General features: G+C 70.3%; 12 protein-coding genes and 4 pseudogenes. 7 read left to right on the top strand and 9 right to left on the bottom strand.

The window, feature by feature from the left end:
• Positions 1–26: 26 nt before the first annotated feature.
• Positions 27–767, bottom strand: coding sequence for an SDR family NAD(P)-dependent oxidoreductase (locus tag BCD48_RS09805; protein ID WP_071048034.1), 741 nt, complete (start codon positions 765–767; stop codon positions 27–29).
• Positions 768–842: 75 nt separating this feature from the next.
• Positions 843–2,036, bottom strand: a complete 1,194-nt coding sequence (locus BCD48_RS09810) for a cytochrome P450 (RefSeq protein WP_071048035.1) — start codon at positions 2,034–2,036, stop codon at positions 843–845.
• Positions 2,037–3,023: 987 nt separating this feature from the next.
• Here BCD48_RS09810 and BCD48_RS09815 point away from each other — a divergent pair.
• Together BCD48_RS09815 and BCD48_RS45840 are read left to right on the top strand one after the other, a co-directional pair.
• Positions 3,024–3,857, top strand: a complete 834-nt coding sequence (locus tag BCD48_RS09815; RefSeq protein ID WP_071048036.1) for a TauD/TfdA dioxygenase family protein — start codon at positions 3,024–3,026, stop codon at positions 3,855–3,857.
• 121 nt (positions 3,858–3,978) lie between these two features.
• On the top strand, positions 3,979–5,307 hold the full coding sequence (locus BCD48_RS45840; RefSeq protein WP_083418410.1) for an IS1380 family transposase: 1,329 nt from the start codon (positions 3,979–3,981) through the stop codon (positions 5,305–5,307).
• 839 nt (positions 5,308–6,146) lie between these two features.
• Here the strand turns inward: BCD48_RS45840 and BCD48_RS56460 are convergent.
• Positions 6,147–7,292 (bottom strand): annotated as a pseudogene (locus BCD48_RS56460) (recombinase family protein); the annotation flags it as partial.
• A 328-nt stretch (positions 7,293–7,620) separates the two neighbouring features.
• On the opposite strand from BCD48_RS56460, the pseudogene BCD48_RS09825 reads away from it, so the two are divergent.
• A pseudogene (locus BCD48_RS09825) lies at positions 7,621–7,936 on the top strand (transposase); the annotation flags it as partial.
• Between the two features lie 459 nt (positions 7,937–8,395).
• Positions 8,396–9,357 (top strand): annotated as a pseudogene (locus BCD48_RS09830) (aldehyde dehydrogenase family protein); the annotation flags it as partial.
• A 252-nt stretch (positions 9,358–9,609) separates the two neighbouring features.
• Here the strand turns inward: BCD48_RS09830 and BCD48_RS09835 are convergent.
• From BCD48_RS09835 to BCD48_RS09855, 5 genes are all read right to left on the bottom strand, one after another.
• Positions 9,610–10,518, bottom strand: a complete 909-nt coding sequence (locus BCD48_RS09835; RefSeq protein WP_083418413.1) for an NAD(P)-dependent oxidoreductase — start codon at positions 10,516–10,518, stop codon at positions 9,610–9,612.
• 3 nt (positions 10,519–10,521) lie between these two features.
• The gene (locus BCD48_RS09840) at positions 10,522–10,944 is read right to left on the bottom strand and encodes a carboxymuconolactone decarboxylase family protein (protein ID WP_071048039.1); all 423 of its coding nucleotides are present in this window, start codon (positions 10,942–10,944) and stop codon (positions 10,522–10,524) included.
• A gap of 162 nt (positions 10,945–11,106) precedes the next feature.
• A complete protein-coding gene (locus tag BCD48_RS09845; protein ID WP_198543179.1) occupies positions 11,107–12,243 on the bottom strand; it encodes an aldo/keto reductase in 1,137 nt (378 codons plus the stop codon).
• Positions 12,230–13,702, bottom strand: coding sequence for an acyl-CoA reductase (locus tag BCD48_RS09850; RefSeq protein ID WP_198543180.1), 1,473 nt, complete (start codon positions 13,700–13,702; stop codon positions 12,230–12,232). Before BCD48_RS09850 ends, BCD48_RS09845 begins: the two co-directional genes overlap by 14 nt.
• Before the next feature lie 11 nt (positions 13,703–13,713).
• Positions 13,714–15,021: a hypothetical protein gene (locus BCD48_RS09855; protein ID WP_071048040.1), complete on the bottom strand. Its 1,308-nt coding sequence runs from the start codon at positions 15,019–15,021 to the stop codon at positions 13,714–13,716.
• 182 nt (positions 15,022–15,203) lie between these two features.
• On the opposite strand from BCD48_RS09855, the gene BCD48_RS45850 reads away from it, so the two are divergent.
• From BCD48_RS45850 to BCD48_RS45855, 3 genes and pseudogenes are all read left to right on the top strand, one after another.
• Positions 15,204–15,377 carry a TetR family transcriptional regulator gene (locus tag BCD48_RS45850; RefSeq protein ID WP_491677126.1) on the top strand — a complete coding sequence of 58 codons (174 nt, stop codon included), beginning with the start codon at positions 15,204–15,206 and terminating at the stop codon, positions 15,375–15,377.
• Between the two features lie 106 nt (positions 15,378–15,483).
• Positions 15,484–15,615, top strand: a pseudogene (locus BCD48_RS56465) (hypothetical protein); the annotation flags it as partial.
• A gap of 50 nt (positions 15,616–15,665) precedes the next feature.
• Positions 15,666–16,505, top strand: coding sequence for a transposase domain-containing protein (locus tag BCD48_RS45855; RefSeq protein WP_274536507.1), 840 nt, complete (start codon positions 15,666–15,668; stop codon positions 16,503–16,505).
• A gap of 217 nt (positions 16,506–16,722) precedes the next feature.
• Here BCD48_RS45855 and BCD48_RS09870 read toward each other — a convergent pair.
• On the bottom strand, positions 16,723–17,207 hold a 485-nt coding region (locus tag BCD48_RS09870), incomplete at its 5' end, for a transposase (RefSeq protein ID WP_157910464.1).

Genomic DNA, 17,207 nt, shown 5'->3' on the forward strand with positions numbered 1-17,207 from the left:
CGCGACGGCGGCGCAGGGCGGATGGTTCACGGGAGCGATGCGGTCGTGCCACCGTCGATCGGGATGATCGCGCCGTTGATGAAGCTGGCACGATCGGAGGCGAGGAAGAGCGCGAGCTCCGCCACCTCCTCCGGCCGGCCGGCGCGCCGCATCGGCGAGCTCGCCACCAGCTGGGGGAACCTCTCGACGGCCTCGGCCGACAGCTCGGTCACGATGAAGCCGGGACAGATCGCGTTGGCGCGGATCCCCTTTGGTCCGTACTCCACGGCGGCGGCCTTGGTGAAGGCGTTCACCCCTGCCTTCGCGGCCGAGTAGGCGCTTACCTGTCGCTGGGAAGCGTTGATGCTGCCCGTCGAGGACCAGTTGATGATGGAGCCGCCGCCGGTGGGGAGCATCGCCCTGATGGCGTGCTTGGTGCCCAGCAGCACGCCGCGCAGGTCCACGTCCATGATCCGGTCGTACTCGGCCATGGTGATCTCGGCGAGCGGCTGCGCGCCCCCGACGCCGGCGACGTTGAGTACGGCGCTCAGGGCGCCGAACTCCGCGAGGGCGGCCTGGAACATCGTCTCGACATCGGACTCGAGGGACACGTCGCAGTGAAACGGTACGACCGCGTCGCCCAGTTCGGCCGCCGTCTCCTTCTCCCGTTCGCTGATGTCCGCGGCTAACACCCTCGCTCCTTCGCGCACGAAGAGCCTCGTGGCCTCCCTCCCCATTCCGGAGCCGGCTCCGGTGATGACGGCCGTCTTACCGTCCAACTGTCCCATGCGTCCTCCTCTTCAACCTGGTCGCTCTACTCCCGACCAGCGTCTGTGCCCGCCCGCCGACGTCGCCCGGGCCGGCTACCCGACGACGAGCGGCAGGGTTTCCCAGCCCCGGACGGACGACGTCTGCGCGAGCTTCGCGCCCGACCAGTCGACGTCCCAGTCGGGGAAGCGACGCAACAACTCATCCAGCGCGACTCGTCCCTCCAGGCGGGCGAGCGCCGCGCCCAGGCAGTAGTGACCACCGAGCCCGAAGGTCATCAACTGGCCGATCTTCCGGTGGATGTCGAAACGATCCGGGTCGGTATATCGGCGCGGGTCACGGTTTGCGGCGGCCAGCATGAACATCGTGGCGCTTCCAGCGGGAATCGTCTGCCCGTGGAACTCGACGTCCGTGGCGGTGTAGCGGGCCATGAACGGGCCGGGCGGCTCGTAGCGAAGGATCTCCTCGATCGCGTTGGGGATCAGGTTCGGGTTGGCGGCGAGCTCGCGTCGCGCGTCGGGATTCCGGGCGAGGAGAGCTCCGATCCAGCCGACCAGCCGGCCGGTCGTCTCGTTCCCGGCACCGGCGACGACCGTGACGTAGGTCAGCACCTCGTCTCGCGTCAGCGTCCGGACCACGCCGTTCTCGTCGGTGAACTCGGCGTTCAGCAGGTCAGTCATGAGGTCGTTCGACGGGTGGTCGCGTCGCCAGTCGATGTAGTCGGCGAAGACTCCGCTGTCGATCATCACGCCCTCCGAGAGGTCCATCCGCCCGCCGGACTCGGTGCGCAGCTTCTCGTCCGTGAGGTCGCGGATACCCGCCTGGTCGGCCTCCGGAATGCCGAGGAGCATGCCGATGACCCGCATCGGCATCTCCGCGCCCAAGGCCGCGATCAGGTCAAAGTCGGTGACTCCGGCCAACGGGTCGAGAATGCGCGCGCAGAACTCCCGAACCCGCGGCTCGAGTTCGCCTATCCGGCGAGGGGTGAAGACCCTGACGAGCAGCTTGCGGTGGATGTCGTGCATGGGTGGGTCTTCGAAGATCAAAGTGCCAGGCGGGATCTCCATACCAGACTGGATGATGTCGAGGATGTTGCCCCGGGAGTTCTGGAAGGTCTGCCAGTCCGGCAGGCCGCGCTCGCAGTCCGCATACCGGCTGAGCGCATAGAAGTTGTACTTCTCGTTGTAGTAGACCGGGGCCTCCTCCCGCATCTGGTTAAAGACCGGGTAGGGATCCGTATTGAAACTACCGTCATAAGGGTCCCAGTAGGCAGGACTGTTGGCGCCCAATGCATCCTCCAAGTGGACCTGCTAGTCGGATGTTGTTTCCCGGCAGCGGTGAAGGTTGTTCCGTGAACCAATAGACTGAGTGGGTATCCGCGCACGAGGAGCGTGCGCCAGGCGGGACCGGAATACCGGAGACCGGGTCGGTTCGTGCGGGTCGGCCGCTGTTTTTTCGGCTCGAAGATCGGCGGAAAGCCCAGGCGGCCGACGCGTGGACAAGCGCGTCCGCGTGTAGGCAAGAGGAGGTCGACGCCGGTCTTGGTCGTCGCGGCCATGGCGGCGGTCAGCTTGCTGCGGCGGGGAGGCAGGTGCGTCGCTCGGGTCCGCTGTCCGGTGGGCGTCGTGCCCATGCGAACGGCCTGCTGCCCTCAGCGCCGGACGGGATGGCGATTGCTGGGTGGGGTGGCATAGAAGGACCTGCCTTGGTGGATGTCCAAGGCTGTCGGCGAGGCGGCCCGGCACGGGCCCGTCAGCCTTCCTACGAGGTGCCAGCCGGCGGACCAGCGACCTCGGCGTCCAGAACTATACCACTAGGTCTAGTTTTGTCGATAATCTCCTGCTCGTGGTGCCGACACGCGTCCGGTCTGGCGCGGTCGACGGCGGTTGGCGGCCAGTTGGCTGCGCGGATTGGGTTGCCTGGTGGCGGGCATCCCGGCTACCCGCGGGTGGCCCTCGCCTGTTCCTCCGCCGGAGGGCGATCTCGGCCTGGTCCGGTCGCTGTGCTCGCCTGACGCCGCCGGCCTGCCTTGGCGAGCTGGTGCGCCAGAACTAGACCCGTCGGTATGGTTGTGGCACTCTGGCGCCCGAGGCGCGGGGCAGGCGCCGGGATGACCTGCTCAAGGACGGCAGATCGACATCCATCTACGTGCCGATCCGGCGTGGATCCGGTTTGGGTACTTGCCGTGGCGCCGGCAGGGAGATGGCGTCCGTCGGCGGCCATTGGGTCGATCATGCCGTTGTGGATCGTGTTTGTTGGAGAAGCGGGAGAGAGCCATGGCCGTGTCTGTCACTCCGGTGAGTCGGGGGGTCGGCGTCGAGATCTCGGGCCGTAGTGGGCCGGAGCTGGCGACTCCGCAGGTCGCCGCCGAGGTGCGCGAGTACCTCGACGAGTACGGTGTCGTGATCTACCGCGAGGCGCGGATCGGTGACGCCGACCTGGTGGCGCTGTCCCGGATGCTCGGTGAGGTGATCGTCGCGCCGATGGGCGGAGAGGAGGACTTCCCGGAGGTGTCGACGATCTCGCTGGACCCGGCGCAGAGCACGCTGGCGGCGTACCGGGCGGGTACGTTCTTCTGGCATATCGACGGGGCGAACGACCTGGTGCCGCAGAAGGCGACGTTGCTGACCGCGCTGGAGGTCGCGACCGAGGGTGGGGACACCGAGTTCGCCAACCTCTACGCCGCCTACGAGGCGCTGTCCGCGCAGGAGAGGGCCACGTTGGCCGAGCTGCGGGTGGTGCACAGCTTCGCGGCCACCCAGCGGCTGTCCAACCCGGACGCGTCGGCGAAGATGCGGGCCGCGTGGGACAAGGTGCCGTCGCGGGAGCATCCGCTGGTGTGGACCCGGCGCAGCGGACGCAAGTCGCTGCTGGTCGGCGCGACGGCCGATCATGTGGTTGGCCTGGCGGCCGAGGAGAGCCGCGCGCTGCTGGACCGGCTGCTCGCGTGGGCGACCCAGCCGGAGTTCTCGCTGCGTCACCACTGGCACGACGGCGACCTGGTGATCTGGGACAACACCGGCATCCTGCACCGCGCCCAGCCGTATACGGCCGCGTCTCGCCGCCTGATGCACCGCACTACCCTCGTCGGTGAAGAAGCTGTCGCCTAACCTCGGGCTTTCACCGGGGTGATCGTCTGTTGGGTGGCTGGAAATAGGAAAGTGCCCCTGAGCTGGGAGGATTGGGCTTGCTGAGGGCCTGATCGATCCCGTACCAAGGAGCACCTTCGCGGTGAAGCCTACCGGTGTGTATCCGTCTGTCTGCGTCGATGCCGCTGGGCGCGGTGTCGTGTCGTCGGCGGGTGGGGTGTTGCTGACGGAGACGGTCCGGGTGTCCGGGCTGGGTGCGGCGTTGTCGGAGGCTTTGGCGCCGTGGCGGGCGCCGACGGCGGTGCACGACCCGGCGAAGGTGCTGACGGATCTGGCGGTCAGTCTCGCGCTGGGCGGTGACTGCCTCGCCGACGTCGCGTTGCTGCGGGTGGAGCCGGAGCTGTTCGGGCTGGTGGCCTCGGACCCGACGGTGTCACGGACGGTCGACCGGCTCGCGGCCGACGTCGAGAAGGTGCTGGCGGCGGTGTTCCGAGCGTTGGCGGGCGCGCGGGAACGGGTCTGGACGCTCGCCGGGGTGCACGCTCCAGGCCACGCGGCCAGCGTCGCCGACCCGCTGGTCGTGGACTTGGACGCGACCCTGGTCACCGCGCACTCGGAGAAGGAACAGGCCGCGCCGACGTTCAAACGGGGTTTCGGGTTCCACCCGCTGTTCGGGTTCGTCGACCACGGCCCCGACGGCACCGGGGAGCCGGCGGCGGTGCTGCTGCGCCGCGGGAACGCCGGGTCGAATACGGCCGCCGACCACATCACCGTGGCCAAAGACGCACTCGCCGGGCTGTCGCGGCGGCTGCGCCGGGGCCGTTCGGTGCTGGTCCGCACCGACGGCGCCGGCGGCACGCACGACTTCCTCACCTGGCTACACGGCCGCCGGCTGTCGTACTCGGTCGGGTTCACCCTTACCGATGACCACGCCGAGATCATCATGAAGCTGCCGACCGCGGCGTGGACTGCGGCCTACGACGCCGACGGCCTGCCCCGGCCCGGAGCCTGGATCGCGGAGCTCACCGGCCTGCTCGACCTGTCCGGCTGGCCGCCGGGGATGCGGGTGATCGTGCGCAAGGAACGGCCACACCCCGGCGCGCAGCTGCGGATCACCGACGTTGACGGCAACCGGATCACCGCGTTCGCTACCAACAGCCGCCGCGGCCAGCTCGCCGCGTTGGAGCTGCGTCACCGCCGCCGGGCCCGCTGCGAGAGGAGCAAGCCGCAGTGCTGTTATAACTGCGACTCGCTGGCATCGTGGGTGTTTCCTTCCGGTTCTGTGTTCATGTCGGTGTTCGTGGTGGCCTGCTGGTTGGCCAGCCAGGGCCGGCGGGTGTGTCCCCCGTTGGGCATCAGGTGCAGGGCGCGGAGCCGTTCGACCTCGGCGGGGTCGGCGTGCAGGACCCATCTGCGGGGGGCGTCGGGGTGGCGGTGGGCGTCCACCCAGCCGCGGCCGATCCAGGTGTAGAGGGTGACCTGGGGCATGTCGAGTTCGCGGGCGAGGTCGGCCAGCCACCACTTGTGCTCGCCCAGCGGCGGGCTGGTGTGGCGCTGGGTGGCTGGTTCGGTCAGGCCGAGGGTGCCCATCAGGTCGCGGACTGCCTGCGGTCCGAAGCAGGCCCGCCTCTTGGGCGGGCGGAAGCCCTCCCGGTTCAGGCAGTCGGCGATCTGGGTGGCGTTCTGCCCGGCGGCCGCGAGCTCGCGGACCCGCGCGGCCAGCTGCGGGTAGTAGCTGAGCTGGGTCAGGCGGGCCACCGGCCGCACCACCTCGCCGTCGCTGCGGTGGCCCCCGGCCCAGGTCACCTGCACCTTCACCTTCTCGCTGGTATCGAGGACCTCCACGCGGACCTGCTCGACGAGCAGGCGCAGCAGCTGTTTGCGGTCGGCGTCGGCGGTGGTGGGCGCGTGCCACAGCGCGGGGATGTCGGCGGCCAGGGCGCGGATGTGCTCGCGTTCGGCTGCGGTGAGGGTGCGCGGGCGGGCCGCGGCGAAGCGGTCGTACTCCTCACCCAGGCGTTGGCGCTCGGCCAGCGCAGCCTCCCAGTCCCTCTCCAGCTGGCGCACGACCAGCCGGTTCTCCGGCTCGGCCAGCTGGTACTGGCGGCGGGCCCGGTCGGCGACGTAGTCAGCCCGCTCCAGGCGCTGCCGCCAGATCCGGTCCACCTGCGCCCGCTGCGCCTCGACCTGCTCGGCCGCCGCCAGGGAGACCTCGAGTGCGGCCGGGGCCACGGCTGCCAGCAGCAGCGCGGTGACGTAGGCGTCCACGCAGCCGCCGGCCAGCTGCTGGCACCGCTCGGCACCATATTCGATCTTGTCGCGGGAGCAGACGTAGACCGGCTGCTGCCTGCTGCCCGGCCCCCGCCGGTAGTGCGCCGCCATCTTCCTGCCGCAGCGGGCGCAGACCACCAGCCCGCTCAGCAGGGCCGGGCCGTTACGCGCCGCGCCCATGCTGCGCGCCCAGGACCGGTTGGCGTCCAATCGCTGCATGTTCCGCTCGTACTGCTCGACGCTGATGTAGGACGGCAGCACCCCGGGCAGGTAGGCCACCCAGTCCTCGCGGGGCTGGCGTACCCGCCCGGTGTCCGGCCGCCCGGCCTGCCGCCGCCGGGGGTCCAGGCCGGTGCGGCCGTAGGCATAGATACCAGCGTAGGCCGGGTGGTGGAGCATGTTCTGGATCCCGGCCCGGCTGGGCCGGCGCCAGGTCAGCTCCCCGCGCCGGGGCCCGTGGTGCAGACGCCCCCCGACCTGGATGTGGTTGTCGGCCAGGTAGGCCAGCACCGCGTTCACCGTGCCGAGCCGCTCGAACAGCTCGAACACCAGGCGCACCACGGCCTGGACCTGCTCGTCGGGGTCGAGCACCACCTCCCCCGAGAGGCGGCGCACATACCCGGCCGGCAGCTCCAGCGCCAGTTCCCCGCGCCGGGCCTTGTTCACCCGCCCGGACGACATCCGCTGCCGGATCAGGTAGAGCTCGGCCTGGCTGATCGTCCCCTTCAGCCCCAGCAGCAGTCGGTCGTTGTGGTCGTTGTGGTCGTTGGGGTCGTAGACCCCGTCCGTATCAGCCAGCAGCGTCCCCGACAGAGCGCACAGCTCGAGCAGCTGGTGCCACTCCCGGCCGCCGCGGGCCAGCCGGGACATCTCCGCGCCCACCACGATGCCGACGTGGCCCAACCCGACCTCGGCGACCAGCCGGGCGAACCCCGGCCGGTCGGCCACCCCCGACGCCGAGCACCCCAAATCGTCGTCGATGACCAGTACCCGCGACCGGTCCCACCCCAGCGCCACCGCCCGCTCGGCCAGCCCGTACTGCACCCGGGTCGACTCGGTGTTGCGCTCGACCTGCGCGAGGGTGGACTGGCGGACATACACCGCCGCGAGAAGATCACAGTGCCGCGGCTGCACCTTGCCGTGCACCCGCTCCCACGGCAGGGCCGCCGTGCTCACCCCGCTCACCCCCGCTCCCGCCGCTCGTCGGTGCCGACCCTGCCACCGCCCGCTCGACCAGCAGGCCCAGCAGGCGCCGCACGGCCAGCCGGTTCACCTCCGGGAACGCCCCCCACGGTGGGACGACAACCGCCGGGCCCGCCACCCCGGGGGGACAGCTGTGTTTCCTGACATCGCAACAAACCTCCCGGTTCTTCGTCATTTTCTTCGTCGATCTGCGCATCCCGCAGCCGTCGGACGGCCGCTACCAGCGCCAACAGGGCGTCTACCCCGATCACGGGAGCGCTCATTCCCTCCACTCCCGAAGAATTTATGCGTGCAGTGCGGCTTGCTCTTCGAGGACCGCATCCGCGGCGCCAAGGACACCGGCCTGAGGAACCTGCCCGCTGCACGACTTCGCCGCCAACCAGATCTGGTGCGCGATCGTCGCGCTCGCCTGCACACTGATCGCCTGGGCGCAGATGCTCGCCCTCGCCGAGGGCGACGCGCGGCGATGGGAACCGAAACGGCTGCGCCACCGGCTGTTCTGGCTCGCCGGCCGGCTCGCCCGCCACGCGCGGCGCACCGTGCTACACCTGCCCACGCACCACCCCTGGGCACCACTGGCCATCGCCGCGATCAACCGGCTACGCGCCCTGCCCACCCCCGGATAGCCGGGGCCACCGACCTCCCCGACCCACCGACCCGAAGGACCCCACCCGGACGTGGACCGGGCGCCCACCCCGCGCGACAACGGGGCACCCGGCCACGACCCGAACCAGCCGAGGCCCACAACTCAACATCAACAACGTCGGGAAGGCACCCCGCGCTCATCCACCACCGAGACGTGAAAGATCGAGGCTAACGGCGGCTTCAGACAGAGCGCCCTTGGCCTTGAGCGAGGCAGCGGGCGCATCCGCGCGCGGCAGTAGGTCTTGCACATCGCTATCAGTGAGTTCCGTTAGCACGCCCGTCCCGCAGGCCCGGCCTCGACGCAAGAGGAGGCATGGCCTGCAATCTCGACCTGGACTAACTGATCTCTGTCGATTGCCACCCCCTCCAGTCGCCCTCTGCGTCGGTCGACCGGGTACCGAATGGCCGCCCATTTCAGAGTGTTTACAGAGGCCGTCCCGCTCGGCAAGCTCGTGCCCGCGCTGCTCGCGGGCTGCTCGATCGTGCTCAAGCCGTCCCCGGAGACCCCGCTGGACGCCTACTGGCTCGCGGGCCTGCTGGAACAGGCCGAGATCCCGCTGGGTGTGGTCAGCATCCTGCCCGCCGGCCGCGAGGCCGGCGAGTACCTCGGCGCCCACCCAGGCATCGACAAGGTCTCGTTCACCGGGTCCACCGCCGCCGGCCGCAAGGTCGCCGCCTCCTGCGGGGCGAACCTCAAGCGGGTCAGCCTGGAGCTCGGCGGCAAGTCCGCGGCGGTCGTGCTCGACGACGCCGACCCGGCCGCGGTGGCGGCGGGCATCGAGGTCGCCGGCCTGATGAACAGCGGCCAGGCCTGCGTCGCCCAGACCCGGGTGCTGGTCCCCCGCTCCCGCTACGCCGAATACGTCGACGCGCTGGCCGCCATGGTCGAGACGCTGCCCACCGGCGACCCCACCGACCCCAACACCGTGGTCGGCCCGCTGGTCGCCCAGCGCCAGTAGGACCGGGTCCGCGGCTACATCGAGATCGGCCAGAAGGAAGGCGCCCGCCTCGTCACCGGCGGCACCGACCTGCCCCAGGGCGTCGACCGTGGCTGGTACGTCCGCCCGACGCTGTTCGCCGACGTCGACAACACGATGCGCATCGCCCAGGAAGAGATCTTCGGCCGGTCCTGTCCGTCATCCCCTACACCGACCAGAACGACGCCATCCGCATCGCGAACGAGTCCGACTATGGCCTGTCCGGCTCCGTGTGTACCACCGACGTCGACCGCGGCCTGGCCGTCGCCCGCGGCGTACGCAGCGGCACCTTCGGCGTCAACGAGGCCTACAGCATGGACCCCGCCGCGCCCTTCGGCGGCGTCACGGCCAGCGGCATCGGCCGCGAACTCGGCAAGGAAGGCATCGAAGGTTTCCTCGACACCAAATCGATCTCCGTCGCCCCACCCGGTAGCTGGGACAGGCACCAGACCGCGACCGGACGACATCACGCTGTCCTGCCACGATCATTGTCGGCACCAGACAAGATTGTCATGCCGGGCGGGGGAGCCCGGAGTGGTATCCCGACAGAGCTCACCCCGACCGTCGGGGCGGGTCAATGACCTCTGCCGCAGGCGGTCCGGACAGACCGCCACGATCTCGGTCGTCGTCCAGCGCTGCACAGCCGGCGGCCAGAGCAGCGACAGGCGACGCGGCGATCAACCCTTCGTTCTCGGCGTGGGTCTACTGTTCGCCGCGTCCCCCGCGCTGCCCGCTTCGATGAACGGATAGATGCGGGTGAAATCGACGTTCGGTTCGGTGGCGGCAAAGCGCTGCCACAGATCGGAGGTCACCCGCCCGACGGCGTCTGGAGTAGCGGCGTTGTGGACCTCGGCCAAGTAGAGGCGGACATCCTTGGCCATGAGGGTGTTGGCGAAGCCGGAGCCGTAGCGGCCAGTGAGGACCTCACTTGGGAACTTGTCGTCCGTGGCGCCGTTGCGGCCGCTGGAGGTGTTGAGGACCTCGATCATGGTCTTCATGTCGAGACCTGCTCGGACGCCGAACGTGACGGCCTCGCTGGTTGCCGCCAGCGCCGTGGCGGCGAGGAAGTTGTTCGCCAGCTTGAGCGCTTGGCCCAGCCCCGGCCGGTCACCGACCCGGCGGATCTTGTCTGACAGTCCGGCCAGGACCGGTCGTACGGCGGCCACCGCCATGTCCGAGCCGGCGTACATGACAGCGAGCCGCCGGGCCTTCGCGCCAGCAACACCACCAGAGACTGGCGCGTCGACATAGTCGATGCCTGCCGCGGCAAGCAACTCGGCGATGCGGCCCGCAGCGGTGACACCGATCGTCGAAGTGTCAATCACGTGGCGGAGACGGCGATCGACGACACTGGCAAGCCCGGCGGCGACCTCCTCACAGACGGCGCCATCAGGCAGGCTGAGCACGACGACGTCGGCCTCGCGGGCCACGTCGGCGACATCGACGGCGATGCGAGAGCCCTGCGGCGCTCGATCTGGGCCGGCCACGTCGAAAGAGACGACGTCGAAGCCGTATGCGACGAGATTGCCCGCGAGCGCGCCGCCCATGTTGCCGAGCCCGATGAAGCCAACGACGGGGGTGGCCACTTGTCAGACCGCCCTGGTGGGCGTCGACTGGCGGTTTGGCCCGGCGGGGGCCTCGGCGGCACGTGCCGCGCGCACCCCGCGAAGGACGCGGCGGGCGGAGATTGCCGCGGGGGCGCCGCAGTAGGCCGCGACCTGGAAGAGCAACTCGTCGAGTTCGGCGTCGGACACCCCGGTGCGTGCCTGGGCACTGGCATGCAGCCGGAACTCCTCCAGCCGGCCCAGCGCCGCGGTCATCGCCAGCACCAGCAGGCTGCGGTCCCTGGTAGACAGCTCGCCGCCCCGGGTCCACACGCCCCAGGCCTGGCGGGTGATGTGATCCTGGAACTCCTGCGCGATCGGCTCGGTCTCACCGATCTGTCGATCAACGTAGTCGTCGCCCAACGTGGCCCGGCGCAACGCATACGCGGCCTCAAGCGCATAGTCCACAGTCGTACTCCCTATTTCGAGAAGACAGCGACATCGACGTCGGAATGCTCGGCGGCCGGAACATCACCAACCAATGACGTCGCAGGAACCACTAACTGACCTCGCGGTCGGCTCAGCGTCGGCGCGGGCGGGATGACCTCGTACCAGACCCGCGCCGACGACTCACTCCGGCTGGACCGCTATGGAGGCGAGAGTGGGGCAGCGGTCGCGGAGGAACTCGTGGGGGTAGCCGAGGCGGATCGCGGTGGCCGCGTCGAGGGCGGCGAGCTGCGCCGGGGACAGAGCAAGGCGCGCGGCGCCGAGGCCGTCGCGCAGCTGCCGCGCGCTGCTCGCGCCGAGGACCGGGAGGAGGCCGTGGGCTCTGACCCACGCGATCGCCACCCGCGCCGGCGTCGTGTCCAGCTCGGCGGCCACCTTGCCCAGCGCCTCGGCGGCCCGTGCCTGCGCGGCCGGCACCGCGTCGCCGTCCGGCGCCCGCCTGGCGAGGCGGCCGCGGGCGAGCGGGCTCCAGGCCGCCACCGCCAGGCCGAGCGCGTCGGCCATCGGCAGCAGGTCCCGGTCGGCCGTCCGCGCGAGCAGTGAGTACTCCACCTGCACCGCGGCGAGTGGCGTCCAGCCGCGCAGCGACGCGACCGTCGCCGCCCGCGACACCACCCAGGCGGGCATGTTGCTCACCCCGATGGCGAGCACCTTGCCCGCGCGGACCAGGTCGTCGAGCGCGCGCAGCGTCTCCTCGACCGGGGTGTTGCGGTCCCAGGCGTGCGTCCAGAGCAGGTCGAGGTGGTCGGTGCCGAGGCGGCGCAGCGTGGTCTCGACCGTGCGCCGCAGGGCCTTGCGGCCAGAGCCGCCCGAGTTCGGGTCGGCGGGGTCGGTCGGCAGCGTGAACTTCGAGGCGACGACGACCTCGTCGCGTTCGCCCGCGACGAGCCGGCCGACGATCTGTTCGCTCTCGCCGGCGGCGTAGTTGTTCGCCGTGTCCACGAAGTTCCCGCCGGCCTCTCGGAAGGCGGCGTAGATCTCGCGGCAGACGCGCTCCTGCGATCCCCAGCCGGCCCGGGTGCCGAATGTCATGGTGCCGAGGGCCAGCTCGCTGACCCGGATGCCGGAGCGGCCGAGCACCCGTTGGCGCAGCGTCGTGGCGTCCCCGTGCACCCAGGCAGGCGGCGGCACCGCCGCGGCTGACGGCACCCCCTTCGCCGGGGCCGCCGGATCCGAGTGAGCCCGAGCCCCAGCCCTGGCCGTGGTTTCGGAACCGGCCTCGGCGCTGGAGCCGTTCGGCGTCGCGCTAGGCGTCGTCATCGGCCACCCAGTTGACGAACCGGTGCAGCGGGTACATGCCGTCGTGCGGGTTACCCATGGTACCGGTCATGGCGCTGCCGAGCCTGACGACCCGCTGCACGCCCGCCGTGGCGAGCAGGTCGCGAATCTCGGCCTTGCGTTCCGGAGGGTAGACGCCGACGGTCTGCGTCGCCACGTTCGCGAACTGCGTCGCCTCCCGCAGGGAGGCGACCGGGACGACGTTGACGGTCTTGTTCGTCGGGTGGAAATCGACCAGCTCGGGGGAGCGGACGACGAGGCCGGAGCCGTCGTACTCCCCCCAGATCCGGTAGTCCGGCTCGAGGAACCGCATGCCCTCGACGGCCTCGCGGATGTCGCTCGGGGTGGAGGGGCCGACGGCGCTGGCGAACTCGCGGTCGACGTTCAGCCGTTCGCGCAGCAGCGCGCAGAACCGGTCGAGGCGCGCCAGCTGCTCGTCGTCGTCGAGGTCGCACTCGACGGCGATGTGCCGGGCGGCGAGGCAGGCGTCCTGGTTGAAGACTGTCGAGTCGGTCGCGGCGAGTTCGGCGACCTCGCGCATGGTCGCCTCGTCGGCGAGCGCCTCCCGCCCGATGATCGCCATGGAGACCTTCGGGTCGAAGGCGACCAGGTGGAAGCCCGGCCCGGTGTACTTGATGACGTTGTTGATCGCGGCGCCGCCACCCCAGCCGATGATTTTGTCGAAGTACTGGGCCCGGTAGAGGACGTTCTCCACCTTGGCGTCGCCGCCGCGCCAGTACACCGCCGACATGGAGCGCAGCACCGGGTGCTGCGGGTCGAGGTCGGCCATCGTGCGCAGCACGGCGACGGTGGTGAACGGGTCGGCCGACGGCAGCTTGAACACGTTGATGGCCTTGACCAGTGCCGCGTCGGCGATGGAGGTCATGGCGCCGGACGGGGAGTTGCCGGCGAGCATGTGCACGAGCCGCGGTGGGAAGGCGCGGACCCGGGTCGTGCGGCCGTGCGGGTCGGTGTGCTCGACCCAGCCGTCGAGGACCCGGGGGTCGCGGAACGTCTTCTCCAGACGGAACTGGATGGCCTGGCGGGTGAGGAACTGGCCGGGCCGGCGGAAGGTGTTCTCGATCATCCGCCGGGGCATCTGGCTGACCTGCGCGGTGAGTTCGAGGGACTCCTGCAGGTAGGGGTTGCGCCCGAGCTCCAGGTGCTGGGCGACCTCGACCAGGTAGTCGATGATGTCGGTCAGCGAGACGTCGAAGGCGGGGCCCTGCTCGGTGCGTGGGGTGATCAGTTCGTTGAAGTTGATCCGCGACGTGACGAACGGGACGTCGAAGTCGCGCGAGGCGTACTCGACGTCCTCGCCCCAGACGACCCTGCCGCGGATGACGTGCGGGACCTTCAGTTTCTTCGGCCTGGCCGGCCCGGACGGCGCGAGGCCGGGCGAGGGAGACACCGTGGCGGCGGTGGGTTCGGTGATGGTCATGTGCCGCTCCCTCAGTTGTCGATGAAGCCGCGGACGTAGGCGTCCATAGTGCCGGCACAGGTGATCTTGTCGCCGTCCGGAAGGTCCTTGTACCGGGTGATGTCCTCGAAGACGGTGGGTCCTTCCTTGCCGCACGGGCAGCCGCCCAGGTCGGCGGTGATCTTGTCGCCGCTGATGGTGCCGCCCCAGCGGCCGTCGACCGAAAAGTCGAAGAACGCGGCCCGGCCCTCGACCTGGCCGTCGGAGGTCGGCGCGAGCGCCTCGCCGTTCTTGTCGAGCACGAGCAGGACCAGACCCGGCGGCACGTGATAGCGCCCCTGGCGGCATTTCACGCTGCGCAGGTTGACCTCCTGCATCGCGTAGTAGTGCAGGAAGCGGCCCGGCTGGATGTTGAGCAGTTCGAAGATCCGTTCGCGGTAGTCCGGCGGCAGGGTCATGCCCTTCAGGCCGCCGGCGACCTGAAGGCCGTTGGCACCGGTGATGTCGCCGGGCTCGACACCCTTCTCCCGCAGGATCTCGTTGAGCCGGTAGAGCATCGGGAACATCGAGTTGAAGAAGATGTTCGCGTCCTTGTGGGCGATGACCTGCTCGGCCAGGTACCGCAGCCGCTCCTCGACGTCGGCCTGCCTGGCCGCGCCCTCGGTCTCGAAGGCGGCGACCTCCTGCGGAGAGGCGGCGCCGTCCGCGATCGCCCGGCGCATCGCGCCGAGACGCGCCATGTACTTGTGGTGGTCGGTGACCGGCTTCGATTCCGGCAGCGGGAGCGCGTCGTCGCGGCGGTAGTTGTTCAGGAAGACGTCGCGGATGTACATCGCGGAGCTGATGCCCGTGTCCGGGCCGACCGGGACGACGTGCCAGACCTTCGCCGGCGGCATGCCGAGCCAGGCCAGGCTGTCGAGCAGGTTCTGGCCGGAGGCCTCCCGGTCGGTGACGGTCTTGTTGAGGAACGACGCCTTGCCGGACGTGCCCGACGAGCTGGAGACGAGGTGGCCGTGCTCCTCGAGCCGGGCGATCCAGCCGTCGAGGTCCTCGACGCCCGTCACGTCGACGTCGACCCGGTAGGTCGAGACCGAGTCGAGCCACCGGCGCAACTGCTTCCACCGCCCCTTCGAGACGATCGACTCCGGGTAGCTCTTGTAGGTCGTGTGCGGGAACAGCAGCCCGACCATGTCCTCGACCGAGCGGATCTGTTCGATGCCCTCGGCCTTCGCGCGCTGCGCGAGCACCGGCACCTGTGCCCGGCGCTCCTGGAACCGGGCGTCGAGCGCCGCCACGGTCGCCGGTGCCAGGCCGGCCTGCTGGCTGGTAGTCACGGACATGACGCCCCTCTTCTGCGATGGGTGCTGGGAGGTCTGTGGAGGTCGGCGCCCGGGGTGACGGGGCCGCCTCCTCGCCTCGCGCGACGGGCACGCAGCCGTCGACGCTTTTACTACACCGGTCAGTCTAGTTTTAACCAGACTTCCGCGTCTAGTTGTTGCGTCCCTCTGCCAGACTGATGGTCATGACGTCGCCCGCTGAGACGAGGCCGCACCGCGGTGGCCGGCCCACCCGGGAGCAGGCGGCCCGCCTCGACCTGGACGTGCGCGAGCACGCGCTGCGGCTGTTCCTCGACCACGGTTACGAGGGCACGTCGATGGAGGCGATCACCCAGGCCGCGGGCACGACCAAGGCCTAGCTGGCATGAGGGGCAGCAGCGCGTTCTCCAGGGCGAGCAGTCCACGGCGCATCGTGTGGACCCCGTCGTGGGGTCTGCGCCGTGTTTCGCCTTCTGGAGCTCCCTCATGGTTGCGGGTTCCTGCTTGTCGAACCATCAGCTGCGGTCTGCGACGGCTGCGCCGGGCGGTGTGCTGGCGCGGGTGTATCCGCCGGAGCTGGTGGATCGGGTGCTGGAAGAGACGGACACGGTGGAGGTCCGGCGTCGGTTGTTGCCGTCGCGGCTGGTGGTGTACTTCGTGCTGGCGTTGTGGCTGTTCCGGGGCGGAACCGTGGCTATGTGCAGGTGCTGGTGCGCCTGGTCGACGGGCTGCACTTCCAGTCGCGGGCGGCGGCGCTGGTGGAGGGCCGGCCGGCGGACCGGTCGTGGTCGCTGCCGGCGGGTCCGTCGCTGGGCGAGGCGCGGGCGCGGGTCGGGGCCGATCCGGTGCGGATGCTGTTCGAGCACGCGGCGGGGCCGGTCGGGGTGGACGGGCAGGCGGGGGTGTTCCTGCACGGGCACCGCCTTGTCCAGATCGACGGGTCGACCTCGAATGTGCCGGACACGGAGGCCAACCGGGCCTTCTTCGGCGGGCCGTCGAACGCCGCGGGGCCGTCGCCGTTCCCGAAGGTCCGCTGGGTCATCGCCGCCGAGGCCGGCACCCAGGCGCTGCTCGGGGCGTCGTTCGGCCCGTGGACGACCGGCGAGCAGCCACTGGCCCGGGACCTGCTGTGCCACTTGGCCCCGGGGATGATCACGCTCGCGGACCGCGACTTCCTGTCCCACCGGCTCGCGTCCGACCTCGCCGCGACCGGGGCGCACTTCCTGTGGCGGGCGAAGGCGAGTTTCGCGCTCACCCCGGTCCAGGTCCTCGACGACGGCACCCACCTCGCCGAGCTGAAACCGGCCCGCGCCGCGGACGGGCCGCCGCTGACCGTGCGGGTCATCGAGTACACCGTGCACTCCACGACCGCCGACGGCGAGACCACCTCGGAGCTGTTCTGCCTGGTCACCGACCTGGTCGACCCCGAACAGTGGCCGATGCTCGACCTGGCGTGCGCCTACCCCGCCCGCTGGCCGGTCGAGATCGGCTACGCACAGTGCATCTGAAAATGGCGGCGCTGGGGCGAGCGGGCCGATAATCAGTGTGGATGCGTTGCTGCGGCTGGCGGCTTTGGTCGGTCGGATGGTGGATCGTGGAGGATGGTGGGGCGCGGCTGGCCCTGACCCTGGCTGCGGGAGGAGTCGGTCGATGTCGATGCAGCCGCGTCCGTGGCCGCGGGTTCCTGAGCAGACCGCGGCGGTGGCCTGTGCGGCCAGGGTGCCGTCAAAGTCCCTTTTCGCTGATCAGGCCGATGATCTGGAGGACGCGTTCGGGCTGGCGGGCGGTGGCTCGCATGGCTTTGGCGATGCTGTCGTGGCCGGTGAGGCGTAGCGCGCTGATGGCGGTGTCGCGGGCGATCGCCCAGGCCAGGGGCGCGTTGCCGGTGCGGACGGTGTGGCGGTCCTCGTCGAGGACGCGGTCGCGGACGTGGTGGACCGCTTCGACCGTCCAGTGCCCGCGTGCCCGTGCCGCGAGGTCCCGTGGGTGGGCCTGTTCGGCGGGCAGGCTGGTGACCAGGTAGAACACCTCCTCGGACAGGGCCGGTTTCGAGGTGACGGTCTTCTTGCGCCGGGTGCGCCGGCGCAGCTCGACGACCTGTTTCGTGCCCCAGAAGCCGACGAGTTTCGGTGTGGTGACGGTCAGTGCCTTCAGCGAGCGGGCCTCGATCCGGCCGTGGGCCTTCTCGACCGTCGTGACCAGGTCCGGTG

Source organism: Pseudofrankia coriaricola, from assembly GCF_001854805.1.
Classification (GTDB): Bacteria; Actinomycetota; Actinomycetes; order Frankiales; family Frankiaceae; genus Pseudofrankia.

Excerpts from the sequence above, each read along its gene's own strand:
- BCD48_RS09815 (WP_071048036.1), top strand. The coding sequence starts at position 3,024 with ATGGCCGTGTCTGTCACTCCGGTGAGTCGGGGGGTCGGCGTCGAGATC.
- BCD48_RS09855 (WP_071048040.1), bottom strand. The coding sequence starts at position 15,021 with ATGTCCGTGACTACCAGCCAGCAGGCCGGCCTGGCACCGGCGACCGTG.
- BCD48_RS45850 (WP_491677126.1), top strand. The coding sequence starts at position 15,204 with ATGACGTCGCCCGCTGAGACGAGGCCGCACCGCGGTGGCCGGCCCACC.
- BCD48_RS09805 (WP_071048034.1), bottom strand. The coding sequence starts at position 767 with ATGGGACAGTTGGACGGTAAGACGGCCGTCATCACCGGAGCCGGCTCC.
- BCD48_RS09845 (WP_198543179.1), bottom strand. The coding sequence starts at position 12,243 with ATGACGACGCCTAGCGCGACGCCGAACGGCTCCAGCGCCGAGGCCGGT.
- BCD48_RS09850 (WP_198543180.1), bottom strand. The coding sequence starts at position 13,702 with ATGACCATCACCGAACCCACCGCCGCCACGGTGTCTCCCTCGCCCGGC.